This window comes from Parvibaculum sp. (assembly GCF_039680535.1).
GTDB lineage: Bacteria > Pseudomonadota > Alphaproteobacteria > Parvibaculales > Parvibaculaceae > Parvibaculum.
The window spans coordinates 59068-74447 of sequence record NZ_JBDKSS010000017.1 but is presented as its reverse complement, the minus strand read 5'-3'; the positions used below and the strand labels follow the sequence as shown (position 1 = coordinate 74447).

Below are 15380 nucleotides of genomic sequence, written 5' to 3'. Positions count from 1 at the left end.
AATGAGCGCATCGAGGCTCGCCATCAAGATCGACGTCGACACCGACCGCGGAACGCGGGAGGGGGTGCCGGCCTTGAGAGACCTCCTTGCGCGCAAGGGCATTCCTGCGACGTTTCTCTTCTCGCTCGGGCCGGACAATACGGGCCGCGCCATTCGCCGTATCTTCCGGCCGGGCTTCTTCAGCAAGGTCAGTCGCACCAGTGTCGTCTCGACTTATGGTTTGCGGACGCTGATGAATGGCGTCGTCCTTCCGGGGCCGATGATCGCGAAGAAGAACGCCGCAATCCTGCGCTCCGTTGCCGATGCCGGTTTCGAAACTGGCATTCACTGCTGGGACCATGTGTTCTGGCAGGACAGGCTCTTCTCGCTGAGCGAAGCAAGGGTGGCCGAGGAGTTCGGAAAGGCGCGGCGCGCCTATGAAGAGGTTTTTGGGCATCCCGCAAGGACGGCGGGCTCGGCGGGCTGGCAGGCCAATGCGGCAAGCCTCGCCGCTTATGATGCTGCCAATCTCGACTACGCGACCGATGTGCGTGGCGGCGCTCCGTTCATTCCCGTCGCCGATGGCCGCCGCTTCCGCACGCTGCAGATACCGACGACCCTGCCGACGCTCGACGAACTGATGGGCCGCCCGGAATATCCGACGGAACGCCTCGCCGACGCATTGCTCGACCGCCTCGCGGGTGGGCTCGATGTTTTCACCATTCACGCCGAAATCGAAGGAATGAGCATGGCCCAATGGTTCTCGGCGTTTCTCGACCGGGCAAGAGATCGCGGCGTTTCCTTCGTGTCGCTTGCCGACGAGGCGGCGAAGCTCAATGCGGATCGGGCTTCGATCGCCGTGGCGACGCTCGAACAGGGCGAGATCGACGGCCGTTCCGGCACGCTCGCCGTGCAGGGCGCGCGCGTTGAAGGACTTGCGGCATGACACGCTATCTTCCGCTCATCTTCACCGGCGTTCTTCTCAATGCCGCAGCACAGCTCGCGCTGAAGCAGGGCATGCGCCAGATCGGCCATTTCGACTTCAGCCCCGCGACGCTTTTCGCCATGAGCTGGCGCATCGGCACCAATGGCTATGTCGTTTTCGGACTCGCCTGCTATGTCGTCAGCGTCGCCGTCTGGCTGCTCGCCCTGTCGCGTGTCGAGGTGAGTTTTGCCTATCCCCTGCTTTCCGTAGGCTACATCGTGACCGCCGTTGCCGCCTGGTATTTCTTCGGCGAAGCCGTGACGCCCGTCCGCATCGCCGGGATCGCCGTCATCATCGTCGGCGTTATCATGATCTCACGCAGTTGATCGAGAGCGTAAAACCATGAGCGAAGACATGACCATCGGGACGCACGCGCCGACGCTTTCGAAAGCGCCGGAGATCAGCATCGTCATCCCCGTCTACAACGAGGAAAAGAACCTGCCGCTGCTCTTCGAGCGGCTGACGGCGGTGGTCGACAAGCTCGGCCGTCCGACAGAGGTGGTCCTCACCGATGACGGCAGCAAGGACAATTCGCTCGCGCTGATGAAGAGCTTCGTCGAAAAGCGCCCCGACATCATGCGCGTTGTCGAGTTCGATCGGAATTACGGTCAGCACATGGCGGTCATGGCGGGTTTCGAGACCGCGCGCGGCGAGATCATCGTGACGCTGGACGCGGACCTGCAGAATCCGCCGGAGGAAATTCCCAAACTCCTCGCGGAGGTCGATGCGGGCCACGACGTCGTCGGCTCCTATCGCCGCAATCGGCAGGACAGTGTTTTTCGGACCTTGCCCTCGCGCATCATCAACCTCATTCGCGAGCGCATCACCGGCATCAAGATGCGCGATCAGGGCTGCATGCTGCGCGCCTATCGCCGCAACATCGTGCGCATGATCGTCGAAAGCGGCGAGACATCGACATTCATTCCCGCGCTCGCGCAGTTCTATGCCGAGCGGCCGAGCGAGGTGGAGGTGGAGCATGCCGCGCGTCATGCCGGCGCCTCCAATTACAATCTCTACAAGCTCATCCGTCTCAATTTCGACCTGATGACGGGCTTCAGCCTCGTGCCGCTACAGGTCTTCACCATGGTCGGCATGGCAGTCTCGGCGGCGAGCCTGCTTCTCGTTGTCTACATGCTACTGCGCCGCCTCTTCCTCGGGCCGGAGGCGGAAGGCATCTTCACGCTCTTCGCCATTCTCTTCTTCCTGCTCGGTGTGGTCATCACCGGCCTCGGCATCGTCGGCGAATATGTGGGCCGCATCTATCAGCAGATCCGCTCGCGCGCGCGTTTCCGCATTCGCGCCATCCACGAGAAAAACTGAGGATGACAACGCGCGATACCGCGAGACAGGGGATCGTCGTCTTCGCCTATAGCGAGGTTGGTCACGCATGCCTCAAGGCGCTGATCGATCGCGGCGAAAACATACTGGCGCTGTTCACGCATGAGGATTCGCCGGGCGAGAGGCAGTGGTTTCGTTCCTGCGCGGCGCTGGCGAAGGCGCATGGCATTCCCGTCTATACGGCCGAGCCGCGTGACGGCGATACGGTAGAGCGCGTCATCCGCGATCTTGCGCCCGCTCTGATCTTCTCGTTCTACTATCGAAAGATGATCCCCGAGCGCATTCTGAAGCTTGCGCGCCTCGGCGCCTACAACATGCATGGCTCGCTGCTGCCGCGCTATCGCGGACGCGCGCCGCTGAACTGGGCGATCATTCACGGCGAGTCAGAAACAGGCGTAACGCTGCATGTCATGGTGAAAGAAGCCGATGCGGGCGACGTCATCGACATGGAAGCCGTTTCCATCGGCCCCGAGGAAACGGCGGGCGAGGTGGCCGAGCGCATTCCCGCCGCCGCGGAACGCCTCATCCTGCGCCAGATCGACGGACTCAAGGCGGGCACCGCGCCGCGCCACGTTCAGGATGTGAGCAAGGCAACCTATTTCGGAATCCGCACGCCTGAGGATGGCCATATCGATTGGCGGCAAACCGCGCGGCAGATCTTCAATCTCGTCCGTGCCGTGGCGCCGCCTTTTCCGGGCGCCTTCACCGATGCTGCGGGCCGCCGCTTCATGATCTGGTGCGCGCGTGTGAGCGAGGGAAGCGGGAAGCCCGGCGAGGTGCTTTCGCTGCGCCCGCTCGTCGTCGCGGCGGGCGAGGGAGCGGTCGAGATCGTGCATTTCGGCTTCGAAGGAGAAGATGAGGCGGGCGCCAGCGAGGCGGTGCTGGCGACGCTCAATGTCGGTGACAGATTGGGAGAAAGCGCGTGAAGCTCGAAGATATTCTGAAGGGGCATCGCGCCGTCCCGCTGTTCTTCGCGGCGCTGCTGGCGCTCTTCTTCCTGTTCGATATCGGTGGGCGCAGCGTCTCTTCGCCGGACGAGGGGCGCTACATCGAAATTCCGCGCGAGATGGTGGAGACCGGCGACTATGTGTTGCCGCGCCTCGATGGCGTTCTCTATTTCGAGAAGCCGCCGCTCTTCTATTGGCTGGAAGCCGGCGCAATCAAGGCGCTGGGGATCACCGAAGGCACGATGCGGCTCTGGCCGGCCATCCTCGGTTTCCTGGGCTGCCTGATGACCTATGGCATCGGCCGTCGCTTCTATGGACGAACGGCGGGCCTCGTCTCGGCGGCAATTCTCGCGACGACACTTCTCTACTACGCGCTGGCGCGGTTCATCATTCTGGACATGCTCGAAAGCGTGACGATGGCGGCGTCGCTTTTCTCCTTCCTGCTTTCGGCGGAGGAGAAGGACGAGAAACGCGCGATATGGTGGGCGCGGGCAGGGCATGTCGCCGCCGCGCTGGCGGTTCTCTCGAAGGGGCTTATCGGCGTGGTGCTGCCGGGCGCCGTCGGTCTTGTCTGGATCGCGCTGTCGGGCCGCTGGTCCTTCGTGCGCCGCGCGCTTTGTCCTTCGGGCATTCTGCTGTTCCTGCTCGTCGCGGCGCCGTGGCATGTGCTGGCCGCGATGCGGAACCACGATTTCCTGTGGTTCTATTTCGTCCATGAACATCTGATGCGTTTCACCACCGATGTGCATCGCCGCGATGGACCGATCTATTATTTCGTCGCGATCCTCGCGGTCGGATTCCTGCCATGGACGGGCTATCTCTGGAACGCGGTGAAAGAAGCGCTGCCGTCGAGCTGGAAGGCGCGGAACGAAAAGCCGGTCGAGCTGTTCCTGCTCGTCTGGGCAGTCGTCATCTTCGTCTTCTTCTCCGTGTCGAGTTCGAAGCTGCCTCCCTACATCCTGCCGATCTTTCCGCCGCTCGCGCTGCTCGTCGGCAGGGTGGTCGCACCGCGCATCGAGGCAGGCTTGCCGGACACGCTGCCGGTGGGGCGCTATGTCTTCGCCGGCGTCTTCGGCCTTCTCGGTCTTGCCGTGCCGATCGCCTATACGATCCCGGCCTTGCGGGCGAATGCCGATGTCGGTCCCTATCTCGATCTGGTCAAGCCATTCGTATTCACGATGTCGGTGCTTTTCATAGGCGCGTCGCTCGCCACGCTCTTCCTGTCGCGGCGTTTCGGCATGCGTGCGACATTCCTGAGCGTCATCGTCGGCGGCGCGCTTGGCTGGATCGGTGTGAGCCTCGTCGCCTCGAAGGCCGATCCAAACTCGATCAAGCCCGTGGCCGAAACCATCAACCTCTATCGCCAGCATGGCGAGCGAGTGGCGAGCTTCGGCACGCTCTTCTACGACCTGCCCGTCTACATCAAGGACAAGGTCATCGTCGTGAACAACAAGGCCGAGTTCGACTTCGGCATGACGCAGGAAGACGTCAGCCAGTATGTGATGCAGATGGACCAGTTCTCGAAGCTTTGGAACGGCCACGACCTCATGTTCATGGTGATGCGGGCCAATCTTTTCGAGACATGGAAGGCGAACGGCATGCCGCTTCATATGTGCGTCATCAAACGCACGGAACGCGCTATCGGCCTTTCGAATTATCCGCTCTTCAATGACAAGGGGCAGATGATCTGCGACCCCTGGTACGACCTCGAGGACAAGCACGGCGTCCAGCCGAAGGATGGCGACTCGCAGACGCGGCACACGGCGGATTGACGGGGGCGCATCGCATGAGCCTGCCGAGCCGCACCGACTGGATATGGATCAGGCACGCCGCGGTGCAGGGGCAGGAGTCGCGCTACTATGGCCGCCTCGATGTCGCCTGCGAGCCGGTCGACGCGGTCGTGGCCGCCGTGCTCGCGCGGCAGCTGCCGCCGGTGGGCGTGTGGATGGCGTCGCCGTTGAGCCGAACGCGCGCCACCGCGCTCGCCCTGAAGCCCGGCGTCGATCCGGTCGAGATTCCCGATCTCACGGAGCAGGATTACGGCCTCTGGCAGGGGCGCGGCCACAATGATGTCTATGCGGCGAACCGCGGCCTCGACTGGTCGAACCCGGCTCATATCCGGCCGCCGGAAGGCGAGAGCTTCGCCGATCTCACGGCCCGTGTCGCTGGTGCCATCGATCGGCTCACGACGCATTACGCGGGGCATTCGATTGTCGCCGTGGCCCACGCCACGACCATTCGCGCGGCCATCGGCCATGCGCTCGGCCTCGATCCCGCCACATCGCTCCGTGTCGAGATTGCGCCGCTGTCGCTGACGCGGCTCAACTGCCGCATCGTCAATGGCGAGGCGCAATGGGGCGTCGGCTGCATCAATTTCGAAGTGCCGGCGTCGCGCTAGTCGGCGGCCTGCGCGGCTTTGCTGCCCTCATGCGCCAGCATGGCGTTGAGGCGCTGCTCCAGATAGCGGAGCGTTCCGACGAGCTTCGTCGTGCGCTGGCTCGTGATGTCGAGAAATGAAGCCGACATGAAGATGCCCCGCGCATGGGTCTCGATCTCGTCGCAGAGGTCGCCATCTGCGCCCTGACGCCGCAACTGATCGGCCATGTCCTGCAACCGCTCGACGGCGGCGAGAATGTCGAGCGTCGCCCGTTCTGCCGAAGCGGCGATCGTCTCGGCGTCCTGTCCCGGCTCGGCGGAGCGGGGCATGAAACCTTCGCGCGGCTTGGTCGCTGCGATGCCCTGCTGCGCCTCGACGATGGAACGGCACATGTCCTGGAGGTCGCGCCGGAATGTTTCGAGATAGGCGGCGGGTTTCCCGTCCTGGAGCGCGTGGGTGTGCCGTTCGATTGCGGCGAGCAGGCGGTCGGTGTCCGCCGCACGGGCGCGGCGCGCGAATTCGGCCAGAAACCAGCGGCCGCGCGGGCTTTCCATCACGGCGCTTTCGATGGTGTCGAAATCGTTCTGGGCGACGTCCTGTTCGCTCGTCATGGGTCCGCCGGGCTGAGGTGGTTCGCTTCATCATCCACAGGATTGCTTAGTTTTTGCTTACCGCCTGTCCGCGCTTGCCCGGACTGGCGGGACATGGCACCCATTGACCCTGTTTTCCCCGCCCGACGCCGATCATGAGGCCATGATGACCGCTCGCCGACTTCCCATCGATATCGAAGCCGTGAAGGGTTTCATGGACGTGGAGGAGGGCTGGGCGCTTCACGACGCGGCGCTGGAGGCTTCGAAGCTCGGCCCCTGCCTCGAAATCGGCTCCTATTGCGGCAAGTCGACGGTCTATCTGGGCACGGCCTGCCAGCAGAACGGCGCGGTGCTCTACGCGCTCGACCATCACTATGGCTCGGAAGAAAACCAGAAGGGCTGGGAGCATCACGACACCGCGCTCTACGATCCCGAGACCGACAAGCTCAACACTTTCCCGCTCTTCCGCCGCACGCTCCGCATGGCCGCGCTCGAAGACACGGTGGTTCCCATCGTCGCGCCCTCGGCCGTCGCCTCGAAAGGCTGGGCAACGCCGCTCGGCATGGTCTTCATCGATGGTGGCCACGGACTGGAACCGGCGCTTGCCGACTACCGCCACTGGGCGCCCCGCGTCGTCCCCGGCGGCATTCTCGCGATCCACGACGTCTTCCCCGACCCGAAAGACGGCGGCCGCCCGCCCCATGAGATTTTCATGATGGCGCTGGCGTCGAACCTCTTTGCGGAGGAGCGAGCGGTGAAGAGTTTGAGGGTGTTGAGAAGGTTAGGGTAATCCGCCCGCTCAACAATAATCGTCATGCGCGGACTTGATCCGCGCATCCACGTCTTCCGCCGGATGAGGGCGCTTATTGGCCCTATGTCCGCGTGATCCCAGCGCAAAGCCTCTATATGCTGAGGTTGGCTTTCTTTGGGGGGGGGATGGTGACAAGCAATTTTGACCGTACACGGTCGATAGCTGCGCAGTTGTCATTGATTGCATTGATCGCATTGGCGGGCTGCGGCGATGCGCCGAACGAGAATTCTATTTGCTATTCCAGATTTTCATCTCTGGAGAAGCGAGAGTTTAAGGCAGCATTCACGCCGTCATTGCGAAGGCTGATGGAAAAAGCAGCAAGCGATTACGCCAACGGTGGTGATGTCGATATCCCGCTTGCATCTGACGGTAATCTTTATCTCGAAAGTACTTGCAGCTACGTGCTCTTGCTTCGAAGAGGTTTGGACGAGCGGATTGCCTTCACGACAATATCCAAAAGCGAATATGATCGCGTGGCAGCTTTAGCGAGCGAGAGCGGTCGCGTTATTCGGATGGAGCCGCCGTGAAGCAGGAGTATCTACTCCGCCGCTTCCGCCAGCGTCCGCTCGGCGAAAAGTCGCGATGCGGGCGTCGTGCCGGTCACGGCATCTGTCGCGAGGATGACGGCCGCTGCCGTCCAGGCGGGCTTCTCCGCCGGCCAGGCGACATTCTCGACGAACTGATAGCCCATCCAGTAGGCGCCGCAATCGGCGCGCCATTGGTGCTGCCATGAAAGCAGCGCTTCCGCCTTCTGGCGCTCGCCCGCGACAAGCAGCGCCATGACGAGTTCGGCGCTTTCGGCGACCGTGACCCAGGGCTGGTCGAGCACGCAGCGGCAGCCCTTGCCTTCGGCGACGAAGATGTCCCACTTGGAAGCGAGGCGGCGGCGCGCGGCCTCGCCGGTAATGACGCCTGCGAGGACGGGGTAGTACCAGTCCATCGAATAGCGCGCCTTCGACTCCCATGTGCGGTCGAAGCGGTGCGGCTTGTCGCGCAGCGCCTCGCCGAGGCGGGTGCGGGCGGCCGCCCAGTCATGCGAGGACTTGCCGAGTTCCTGCGCGATATGGATCGCGCATTCGAGGCTCTTGTAGATCGAGGACGAGCCGGTGATGAGCGAGTCGTCTTCCGGCGTGTGCGGATCGTTTGCGGCCCAGCGAATGTCGCCATGCGGGCTCTGATGCGCGACGACGAACTGCATCGCGGCTTCGACATGCGGCCAGACCGTGCCGAGCCACTGCCTGTCGCGCGTGATGAGATAATGGTGCCAGGCGCCGGTCGCGATATAGGCGGTGAAATTCGTGTCCCGGATGGGTTTGCCCGCGCCTTCATCGCCGCCGGTGTAGTGGTCTTCCTCGTCGAAGGGCACGGCGCTGCCGAGTTGGCCCCACCAGGAGCCGTCCTTCAACTGCGTTTCCATCAAATAGCGGAAGGCGAGGCGCGCGCGCTCCACCTCGCCGATGACGGTGAGGCCCATGGCCGCTTCCGTATGGTTCCACGGATCGATGACGCCGCCGTCGTACCAGGGGATCGCACCGTTGTCGCGCTGCAGGTCGAGAATGCGCGCGCGAGCACCGTCGAAGAAGTCTTCCGGGATCGGATCGCCATAGGTCAGATGCGTCATGCCGTTCCCTTGGTGAAGTAGAGAACGACGCTCTTGCCCATGAGAGGCGCTGCGACCTTTTCGAGCGCGCGCGTCAGCCACGGCCGCTCCAGAATGTCCCATTCGAGAAAGCGCTTGTAGGCGTTGACCGCAGGCACATCCTCGCGCTTCACGCCGAAGGCGCATTTGAGCCACCAATAGGGCGAGTGAAGCCCATGCGCCCAATGCCGGTAGAAATGCTTGAGGCCCCTGGCTTCGACGGCGCCCTTGAGTTCGCCTTCCTTGAAGATGCGAACATGGCCGCCGGGCTCATTGTGATAATCGTCGGAAAGCGCCCAGCAGACCCATTCGGTCCAGAAGCGGGGTACGCTGATCGCCAGCGTTCCGCCCGGCTTCAGCACGCGCTCGATCTCACTCACCGCCTGCTTGTAGTCGGGAATGTGCTCCAGCACTTCCGAACAGATGATCTTGTCGAACGTGCCGTCCGCGAAGGGCAGCGACAGCGCGTTGCCTACGGTGAGCGAATAGTGATGCTTGTTGATTTCGTCCGCATCCGTCCAGGCCGGGAAGAGGCCGGGCTTGCCCGGCGTCTCGTCCGACGCACCGAAGCAGGCGGCGAAACCGTCACGCGTATGCTTCACATCCTCGAAGCCGAGGTCGAGGCCGACCACGTGGCAGCGGGCGTGAAAATACATGGCATGGACGTGGCGTCCCCTGCCGCAACCGAGGTCGAGCGCGCGGTCGCCCTCTTTAAGCCCTAGCACGTTCAGATCGACGGTCTGCATCAGCTATTGTCTGCCTGTAAATTTCGGTGACCTCGCGTGCGGCGCGTTCCCATTTGAAATTCTTGAGAATGCGTTCGCGGCCGGCCGCGCCGAGACGGGCGCGCAGTTCCGGATCGTCGAGCAGGGTGGCGATCGCCTGAGCGAGCGCCGGCGGATTGGAGTGGGGCACGACGAGGCCCGCATCGCCCACGACTTCCGGCAGCGAGCCGCCCGTGGTGGCGATGACCGGTGTGCCGCAGGACATGGCTTCGCCGCAGGGAAAGCCGAAGCCTTCATAGACCGACGGCGAAATGGCGATGGTCGCTTCCGCGTAGATCTCGGTGATCTGCTCGTCGGTAATGCCGCCGACGAACTCCACCTTGTCCATGATGCCGAAGGCGCGCAGCTCGTCGGACGTATTGCCCTCGCGCAGGCGGCCGATGACCTTGAGCTTCAGGTTGGGCCGCGTCTTCAGCAGTTCCGCATAGGCGCGGATGAGATAGATGAGCCCCTTCAGCGGCACGTCGGCGCTGGCGCAGGCAACGATCAGATCGTCACGGCGCTTGATATGCGGCATGGGACGGAACTGGATGTGGTCGATGCCGTGAAGCACCAGACGCGTGCGCTCCGGCTTCACGCCGAATTCGCTCACGATGTCGCGCCGCGTGCTCTCCGACACGACGATCAGCGGATCGAGTTCGCGCGCGACCTTGATCTGCATGTCGAGGAAGGAATACCAGCGGCGCTTCAGGATCTTCAGCGTCAGCGTCTTGGCGTGCTCGATGTCGATGCGGCGGTCCATCGTGATCGGGTGATGGATCGTGCCGACGATGGGGAGCCCCATGTCGCGCAGCTTCAGCAGGCCCCAGCCGAGCGTCTGGTTATCGTGGCAGATGTCGTAGTCCTGAACCGTGCCGCGCACATAGCGCGCCATGCGCTCGCAGAAGGTGTAGGGCTCGGAGAAACCGCCGGTCGCGTGGGCGAACCACTCATAAAGATCGATCGGCCAGGCGAACATCCAGGGACGGAGCGACAGGATCGGATGCGGATTGGCGTAAAGGTCGAGCGAGGGAAGCTTGATGAGCTTCACGCGCGGGTCGAGCTCGGGATAGGGCGGGCCCGAGATCACGTCGATCTGGTGGCCCATATCGGCCAGCGCCTTGGAGATGTGGCGCATATAGACGCCCTGTCCACCCGTGGTCGGATTGGAGCGATAGCTCGGCAGCAGAATGCGGAGCGGCCGGTCGCCGGCGATGGCCGCGAGCTTCGAATGCTTGTCCGTTTTTTCGGGGGCGGGCACGGGCTCGATCAGAGCTTCGGCCGCGTCTTCCCGTTCCAGCGCCTGCTGCGACATGCGTCGTCTTCCTTGTCTTATTTCGTCGCCGCAGGCGGCGCGGTCAAATTGGGGCTAGCCCCTCATGTACCCCATGCTGCGTCGCATTCAAAATGGCGGCGGATCATAACGGCTTGGGGGCATTGCAACAACCCACTAACAATTATGTAAGCCGTCCCCAAAACACGCGAAAACGCCCCCGGATTTCTTTCCGGGGCGTTTTGCGGAAGGTCTGGATCAGGCGAAGCGGCGCTTCAGCCAGTCGACCATGAGCCTGTTGAGGGCCTCCGGTTGCTCGGCCTGCGTCCAGTGGCCGCAATCGGGGATTACATGCTTTTCGAGGTCTGGAACAAATTGCTCCATGCCGTCCGCCATCGAAGGCCGGAGCACGATGTCGTCCGCCGCCGAGATCATAAGGCTCGGCACGTTCACCTTCTCGACGAGGCCTTCGGAGTCCTTCCAGTTGCGGGAGAAGTTCCGATACCAGTTGATGCCGCCGGTGAAGCCCGATTTCCTGAAGGCGGCGGTGTAGTAGGCGAGCTCTTCCTCGTTGAGCAGCACCTTGCCCGGCCAGAGGCTTTCATCCGCAGCGAAGCCCTTGAGGAAGGCGAGGTTCTTTTCAGAGGCGGGCCGCGCGTCGAATTCCGCCAGCTTCATGCCGGTCTTGCGGTACCAGAAGCGCATGGAGCGGGCGACGTCCTTGTCGAGCAGCGCGTCGGCCTCGCCATATTTCTGGAAGTAGACGATATACATGTCCTCGCCGAAGACGGCGCGCATGCCTTCGATGGGATCGATAGGGGAGCGCGGCATGAAGGGCGTGTTGACGCCGATGACGCCGGCGACGCGGTCCGGATGACGTAGCGCCATCTGCCAGACGACGAAGCCGCCCCAGTCATGGCCGGCGAAGATCGCCTTTTCGAGGCCGAGCGCGTCGAGCATTCCGGCAAGGTCGTCCGTCAGATGCTTCAGGTCATAGAGCGGCACGGACTCCTGTCCCTTGGGGCCGCCCGTGTTGCCATAGCCGCGCTGGTCCGGCGCGATGGCGCGGAAGCCTGCCTTGGCAAGCGCGGGCAACTGATGCCGCCATGAATAGGCGAGTTCCGGGAAGCCGTGGCACAGCACCACCGGCACGCCGTCCTTCGGGCCTTCTTCATAGACGGCCATGTCGATGCCGTTGGTCTTGACGTAGTAAGGCTCTGGAAATGCCATGTGGTGTCCTCCCTGTTTCTTTTAGGCCGCCGTCTTCAGCCGCTCGAAATCCGCCGTCGGCGAAAGGCCGAGCTTTGTCAGCATCTCGCGGCGGCCCGGTCCGAGCTTTGGCGGATAGAAGGCAGCGTTGCGCTTCTTGCCCCTGGCCCAGACCAGAAGAACCTTCGCAAAGTTGCGCGGATTCTTCAGCCAGAGTGACGGGTGTTCGATCATGTGGAAGCCGCGCATGAAGGCGCGCAGCAGGCGCACATCCGAGCGCACCGCGGTCATCATGCCGTCTTCGATGAAGCTCGCCAGAAGGCGCGCCTTGAAACCCGGCTTGTGGTCGGGATCGAGCGCATTCCTTGCCGCGCGGGTTGCGGCGAGGTCCTGCTGAACCATCGTGTCGTAATAGGGGCGCAGCTCCGCATCGACCTTGGCGTGATATTTCACGGCGCGCTGGGTGGGGTCGCTCGTCTCCTCAAGTACGTCGCACAGGATATGTGCCGAAACCGCGGCAAAGGAACAGCCGCGGCCGTAAAGCGGGTTGGTGCGGATGAGGCCGTCGCCGATCGGGAAATAGTTGAGCGCGGCGGGCCGGCCCTCCTTCACCATCGTCCGCCAGCGGCTGACGAGTTCGCCCATGCCGAAGACACGGCTCTTCGCGTCGGAGATTTCGGGCGCAGTCCATTTCGCAATGCCGGGAATCTCGGCGCAGATGGCGTCGAAGATCTCGGGCTTCACGATGCTGCGGCGGATCTCCATTTCGGTTTCCGGCACGGCGAGCGTGATCGAGAAGCAGCGATTGTCGGCGGGAAAGAGGCCGTATTTGATGTAGCGCATATCGGCGGCGCCCGGCGCGTCGCCGCGCTCCGGCGGCTCCACGCCGTCGCGCAGGCGATAATGCCGCGTGAAATAGACAATGCCGGCGGGCGCGGCCACTTCGTCGATCGTGGCGCCTTTCTCGCGCAGCCAATCGATGCCGAGGCTGTTCTTGCCCGCCGCATCGACGATGACGTCGGCGAAGATTTCGCGCCGTCCGGTTGCATCGTCCTCCGCGATCACGCCGCGCACGCGCAGGCTGTCGGCGCTGCGCTCGGTAATGAGGCCGCGCACGCGCGTCTCCGTATGGAAGCGGACATGCGGCTGGCGGGCGACGTAGCGGCGCATCACCAGTTCGAGCGTGGTTCGCCGGCTGGTCAGAATGGTGAGGTCGTCATCTTCCGGCGCGGGCTCGTAGAGCGGGCGGAGCCTCGGCGGAATGTTTTCGGCAAAGCCGATCTCGACGCAGCCTGCGGCGAGCAGGTCTTTCATCAGGTCCGGGTAATTGTCGCGGATGAGCTTGTGCAGCCGGGCGAGGAAGGCATGGCTGTGACGCAGATGGCCGACGCCCTTGCGTTCCCATTGCTCGAATGCTTCGTCGGCAGAGGTTTCGGGCGGGGGCGGGTCGCGGTCGAGGATCGTGATTTCACGGCCCGTCCGCCCCAGCGCCAGCGCCGTTGAAAGTCCGGCGATTCCCGCGCCGATGATCAGAACCTGCTCACCCATAGCTTCTCCCCATTTCGCCCGGTTTTCGGGTCTCTCCACAAAAATAGACCGTGGTATAGTGATGAAGATAGGGAGCGATAATGTGCCTGTCCAGCGGGGCAGGGGATGAGTCTGCGATTTCGTCGCTTTTTCCTCAGGCGGAGGGAAGTTTGAGCCCCGCCGCGAAAAGGCAGAGCCAGCCGATCAGGAATGCGACGCCGCCAAGGGGCGTCACCAGCACCAGCGCCTTGCTACCCGTCAGTCCAAGGAAATAGAGCGACCCGGAGAAAAGCACGATGCCCGCGACGAAGGTCCAGCCCGCCGTCGAGACGAGGGCACCGGGTTCGCGCGATGCGAGCCAGGCGACCGCGAACAGCGCGAGCGCGTGATACATATGGTAACGGACGCCGATTTCGAAGGTGGTAATCTGCTCCGGCGGCACGCGATGGGCGAGACCATGAGAGCCGAAAGCGCCCAGTGCGACGGCGAGAAAGCCCGACAGGGCGCCGATGGTGAGCCAGAGTTTCATGGATCTGTTTCCTTGAGCGGGCATGGTGCGGGGGCGCAGTCTAGGCGAAGAAATGCAATCGCCCAAGCCGACGGAAATGCCGATGCCTGCCGTATGATGCGAAGGTCACGCAAGGAGTTGTCGATGCGGTTGCATGCGTTCCGAATCCTTTCTCTTCTGGCGGTGTTGCTTGTTTCGGCCCCTGCATCTGCGGGGCTCTTCTCCAAACGCCCCGATATTCCGGCAGGCACGAAGGTCGAGCGCGATATCGCCTATGGCGCGGCCAAGGATCAGCGCCTCGATGTCTTCATGCCGGCGGGTGCGAAGGGCGCGCCGATCATCTTCATGGTGCATGGCGGCGCATGGGCCGTGGGCGACAAGGAGATGAGCCGCGTTGTCGAGAACAAGGTCGCGCATTGGGTGCCCAAGGGCGCGATCTTCGTGTCGGTCAATTACCGCATGGTGCCGGACGCCGATCCGGTGATGCAGGCCGACGATGTCGCCCGGGCGCTCGCCTTCGTGCAGGCTCATGCGGCTTCATGGGGTGGCGATCCGGCGCGGGTGGTGCTGATGGGGCATTCGGCGGGCGCGCATCTGGTGATGCTGCTGACGGCGGATACGAGCATTGCGTCGGCGCAGGGCGCGAAGCCCTGGCTCGGCACCGTGTCGCTCGATAGCGGCGCGATGAACGTGCCCGAAATCATGAAGGCCAAGCACTACCGTTTCTATGACCGCGCCTTTGGCGACGATCCCGCCTATTGGGAAAAGGCCTCGCCCTATCAACGCCTGACGGGGCACCCCAAGCCTGTACTCATCGTTTGCTCGACCAAGCGCGAGGATTCCTGTCCGCAAGGTCGGGCCTTTGCGGAGAGGGCGAGATCGCTTGGCGGCCGCGCCGGCGTCTATCCGGTCGCGCTCACGCATCGCGAGGTGAATGAAGAGCTCGGTCTTGTGAGCAGCTACACCGCCACTGTGGACGACTTTCTGCGGTCGCTCGGCCTGCCATGAGGTTCAACCCGCTCGTACCCGAACTCCAGGTGAGCGACTTCGACCGCAGCCTCGCCTTCTACCGCGACGTGCTCGGCTTCGAGATTCTCTACATGCGCGGGGAAGAACGCTTCGCCTTTCTCGACCGCGAGGGCGCGCAGCTGATGATCGAGCAGCCGGTCGATCCGGAGCGCATATGGAATACGGCTGAACTCGCGCCGCCTTTCGGGCGTGGCATCAACTTCCAGATACGTGTCGGCGATGTCGATGCGCTTCATGCCTCGCTTGAGGCGCATGGCGTTCCGTTCTTCCGGCCGATGGAGGAGAAGTGGTATCGCCGCGATGACGAGCTTCTCGGCAACCGCCAGTTCCTCGTGCAGGACCCGGACGGCTATCTGCTGCGCTTCTATCAGGATATCGGCGCAAAGCCGGTCACCCGCGCCTGA

17 protein-coding genes are annotated in these 15380 nt (G+C 63.3%); 10 read left to right on the top strand and 7 right to left on the bottom strand.

What is annotated here, in order from left to right; all coding sequences use genetic code 11:
• The first annotated feature begins 1 nt into the window (after position 1).
• From ABFC66_RS12650 to ABFC66_RS12625, 6 genes are read left to right on the top strand one after another with little or no spacing between them, the layout of a single operon-like run.
• Positions 2-925, top strand: a complete 924-nt coding sequence (locus ABFC66_RS12650) for a polysaccharide deacetylase family protein (RefSeq protein WP_346741327.1) — start codon at positions 2-4, stop codon at positions 923-925.
• The gene (locus ABFC66_RS12645; protein ID WP_152217085.1) at positions 922-1290 is read left to right on the top strand and encodes an SMR family transporter; all 369 of its coding nucleotides are present in this window, start codon (positions 922-924) and stop codon (positions 1288-1290) included. The genes ABFC66_RS12650 and ABFC66_RS12645 overlap by 4 nt, the downstream gene beginning before the upstream one ends.
• A gap of 16 nt (positions 1291-1306) precedes the next feature.
• Positions 1307-2284, top strand: a complete 978-nt coding sequence (locus ABFC66_RS12640) for a glycosyltransferase (protein WP_346741326.1) — start codon at positions 1307-1309, stop codon at positions 2282-2284.
• A 2-nt stretch (positions 2285-2286) separates the two neighbouring features.
• A complete protein-coding gene (locus ABFC66_RS12635) occupies positions 2287-3228 on the top strand; it encodes a formyltransferase (protein WP_346741325.1) in 942 nt (313 codons plus the stop codon).
• Positions 3225-5021 (top strand): glycosyltransferase family 39 protein, encoded by a 1797-nt coding sequence (locus tag ABFC66_RS12630; protein WP_346741324.1) that lies wholly within the window; start codon positions 3225-3227, stop codon positions 5019-5021. Before ABFC66_RS12635 ends, ABFC66_RS12630 begins: the two co-directional genes overlap by 4 nt.
• A 14-nt stretch (positions 5022-5035) precedes the next feature.
• Positions 5036-5647: a histidine phosphatase family protein gene (locus ABFC66_RS12625; protein ID WP_346741323.1), complete on the top strand. Its 612-nt coding sequence runs from the start codon at positions 5036-5038 to the stop codon at positions 5645-5647.
• Here ABFC66_RS12625 and ABFC66_RS12620 read toward each other — a convergent pair.
• Complete coding sequence (locus ABFC66_RS12620; RefSeq protein ID WP_346741322.1) at positions 5644-6237, bottom strand: hypothetical protein; 594 nt, start codon at positions 6235-6237, stop codon at positions 5644-5646. The genes ABFC66_RS12625 and ABFC66_RS12620 overlap by 4 nt on opposite strands.
• 145 nt (positions 6238-6382) lie before the next feature.
• Here ABFC66_RS12620 and ABFC66_RS12615 point away from each other — a divergent pair, with 145 nt between their 5' ends.
• Both ABFC66_RS12615 and ABFC66_RS12610 read left to right on the top strand, forming a co-directional pair.
• Positions 6383-7006: a class I SAM-dependent methyltransferase gene (locus tag ABFC66_RS12615; protein ID WP_346741321.1), complete on the top strand. Its 624-nt coding sequence runs from the start codon at positions 6383-6385 to the stop codon at positions 7004-7006.
• Between the two features lie 146 nt (positions 7007-7152).
• Positions 7153-7554: a hypothetical protein gene (locus ABFC66_RS12610; protein ID WP_346741320.1), complete on the top strand. Its 402-nt coding sequence runs from the start codon at positions 7153-7155 to the stop codon at positions 7552-7554.
• An 11-nt stretch (positions 7555-7565) separates the two neighbouring features.
• Here ABFC66_RS12610 and ABFC66_RS12605 read toward each other — a convergent pair whose 3' ends face one another.
• The 6 genes from ABFC66_RS12605 to ABFC66_RS12580 form a co-directional block, all read right to left on the bottom strand.
• On the bottom strand, positions 7566-8648 hold the full coding sequence (locus ABFC66_RS12605) for a prenyltransferase (RefSeq protein ID WP_346741319.1): 1083 nt from the start codon (positions 8646-8648) through the stop codon (positions 7566-7568).
• Complete coding sequence (locus tag ABFC66_RS12600) at positions 8645-9412, bottom strand: class I SAM-dependent methyltransferase (RefSeq protein ID WP_346741318.1); 768 nt, start codon at positions 9410-9412, stop codon at positions 8645-8647. The genes ABFC66_RS12605 and ABFC66_RS12600 overlap by 4 nt, the downstream gene beginning before the upstream one ends.
• Positions 9378-10745 carry a glycosyltransferase family 4 protein gene (locus ABFC66_RS12595; RefSeq protein WP_346741317.1) on the bottom strand — a complete coding sequence of 456 codons (1368 nt, stop codon included), beginning with the start codon at positions 10743-10745 and terminating at the stop codon, positions 9378-9380. Before ABFC66_RS12595 ends, ABFC66_RS12600 begins: the two co-directional genes overlap by 35 nt.
• A 216-nt stretch (positions 10746-10961) precedes the next feature.
• Complete coding sequence (locus ABFC66_RS12590; RefSeq protein ID WP_346741316.1) at positions 10962-11933, bottom strand: alpha/beta hydrolase; 972 nt, start codon at positions 11931-11933, stop codon at positions 10962-10964.
• A 21-nt stretch (positions 11934-11954) separates the two neighbouring features.
• Positions 11955-13460 carry an FAD-dependent oxidoreductase gene (locus tag ABFC66_RS12585; protein ID WP_346741315.1) on the bottom strand — a complete coding sequence of 502 codons (1506 nt, stop codon included), beginning with the start codon at positions 13458-13460 and terminating at the stop codon, positions 11955-11957.
• 133 nt (positions 13461-13593) lie between these two features.
• Positions 13594-13968 carry a DUF423 domain-containing protein gene (locus ABFC66_RS12580; RefSeq protein ID WP_346741314.1) on the bottom strand — a complete coding sequence of 125 codons (375 nt, stop codon included), beginning with the start codon at positions 13966-13968 and terminating at the stop codon, positions 13594-13596.
• 123 nt (positions 13969-14091) lie between these two features.
• Here ABFC66_RS12580 and ABFC66_RS12575 point away from each other — a divergent pair, with 123 nt between their 5' ends.
• Positions 14092-14955, top strand: a complete 864-nt coding sequence (locus tag ABFC66_RS12575; RefSeq protein WP_346741313.1) for an alpha/beta hydrolase — start codon at positions 14092-14094, stop codon at positions 14953-14955.
• The gene (locus ABFC66_RS12570) at positions 14952-15380 is read left to right on the top strand and encodes a VOC family protein (RefSeq protein WP_346741312.1); all 429 of its coding nucleotides are present in this window, start codon (positions 14952-14954) and stop codon (positions 15378-15380) included. Before ABFC66_RS12575 ends, ABFC66_RS12570 begins: the two co-directional genes overlap by 4 nt.

Excerpts from the sequence above, each read along its gene's own strand:
- ABFC66_RS12650 (WP_346741327.1), top strand. The coding sequence starts at position 2 with ATGAGCGCATCGAGGCTCGCCATCAAGATCGACGTCGACACCGACCGC.
- ABFC66_RS12645 (WP_152217085.1), top strand. The coding sequence starts at position 922 with ATGACACGCTATCTTCCGCTCATCTTCACCGGCGTTCTTCTCAATGCC.
- ABFC66_RS12640 (WP_346741326.1), top strand. The coding sequence starts at position 1,307 with ATGAGCGAAGACATGACCATCGGGACGCACGCGCCGACGCTTTCGAAA.
- ABFC66_RS12635 (WP_346741325.1), top strand. The coding sequence starts at position 2,287 with ATGACAACGCGCGATACCGCGAGACAGGGGATCGTCGTCTTCGCCTAT.
- ABFC66_RS12625 (WP_346741323.1), top strand. The coding sequence starts at position 5,036 with ATGAGCCTGCCGAGCCGCACCGACTGGATATGGATCAGGCACGCCGCG.
- ABFC66_RS12620 (WP_346741322.1), bottom strand. The coding sequence starts at position 6,237 with ATGACGAGCGAACAGGACGTCGCCCAGAACGATTTCGACACCATCGAA.
- ABFC66_RS12615 (WP_346741321.1), top strand. The coding sequence starts at position 6,383 with ATGACCGCTCGCCGACTTCCCATCGATATCGAAGCCGTGAAGGGTTTC.
- ABFC66_RS12610 (WP_346741320.1), top strand. The coding sequence starts at position 7,153 with ATGGTGACAAGCAATTTTGACCGTACACGGTCGATAGCTGCGCAGTTG.
- ABFC66_RS12605 (WP_346741319.1), bottom strand. The coding sequence starts at position 8,648 with ATGACGCATCTGACCTATGGCGATCCGATCCCGGAAGACTTCTTCGAC.
- ABFC66_RS12600 (WP_346741318.1), bottom strand. The coding sequence starts at position 9,412 with ATGCAGACCGTCGATCTGAACGTGCTAGGGCTTAAAGAGGGCGACCGC.
- ABFC66_RS12595 (WP_346741317.1), bottom strand. The coding sequence starts at position 10,745 with ATGTCGCAGCAGGCGCTGGAACGGGAAGACGCGGCCGAAGCTCTGATC.
- ABFC66_RS12590 (WP_346741316.1), bottom strand. The coding sequence starts at position 11,933 with ATGGCATTTCCAGAGCCTTACTACGTCAAGACCAACGGCATCGACATG.
- ABFC66_RS12585 (WP_346741315.1), bottom strand. The coding sequence starts at position 13,460 with ATGGGTGAGCAGGTTCTGATCATCGGCGCGGGAATCGCCGGACTTTCA.
- ABFC66_RS12580 (WP_346741314.1), bottom strand. The coding sequence starts at position 13,968 with ATGAAACTCTGGCTCACCATCGGCGCCCTGTCGGGCTTTCTCGCCGTC.
- ABFC66_RS12575 (WP_346741313.1), top strand. The coding sequence starts at position 14,092 with ATGCGGTTGCATGCGTTCCGAATCCTTTCTCTTCTGGCGGTGTTGCTT.
- ABFC66_RS12570 (WP_346741312.1), top strand. The coding sequence starts at position 14,952 with ATGAGGTTCAACCCGCTCGTACCCGAACTCCAGGTGAGCGACTTCGAC.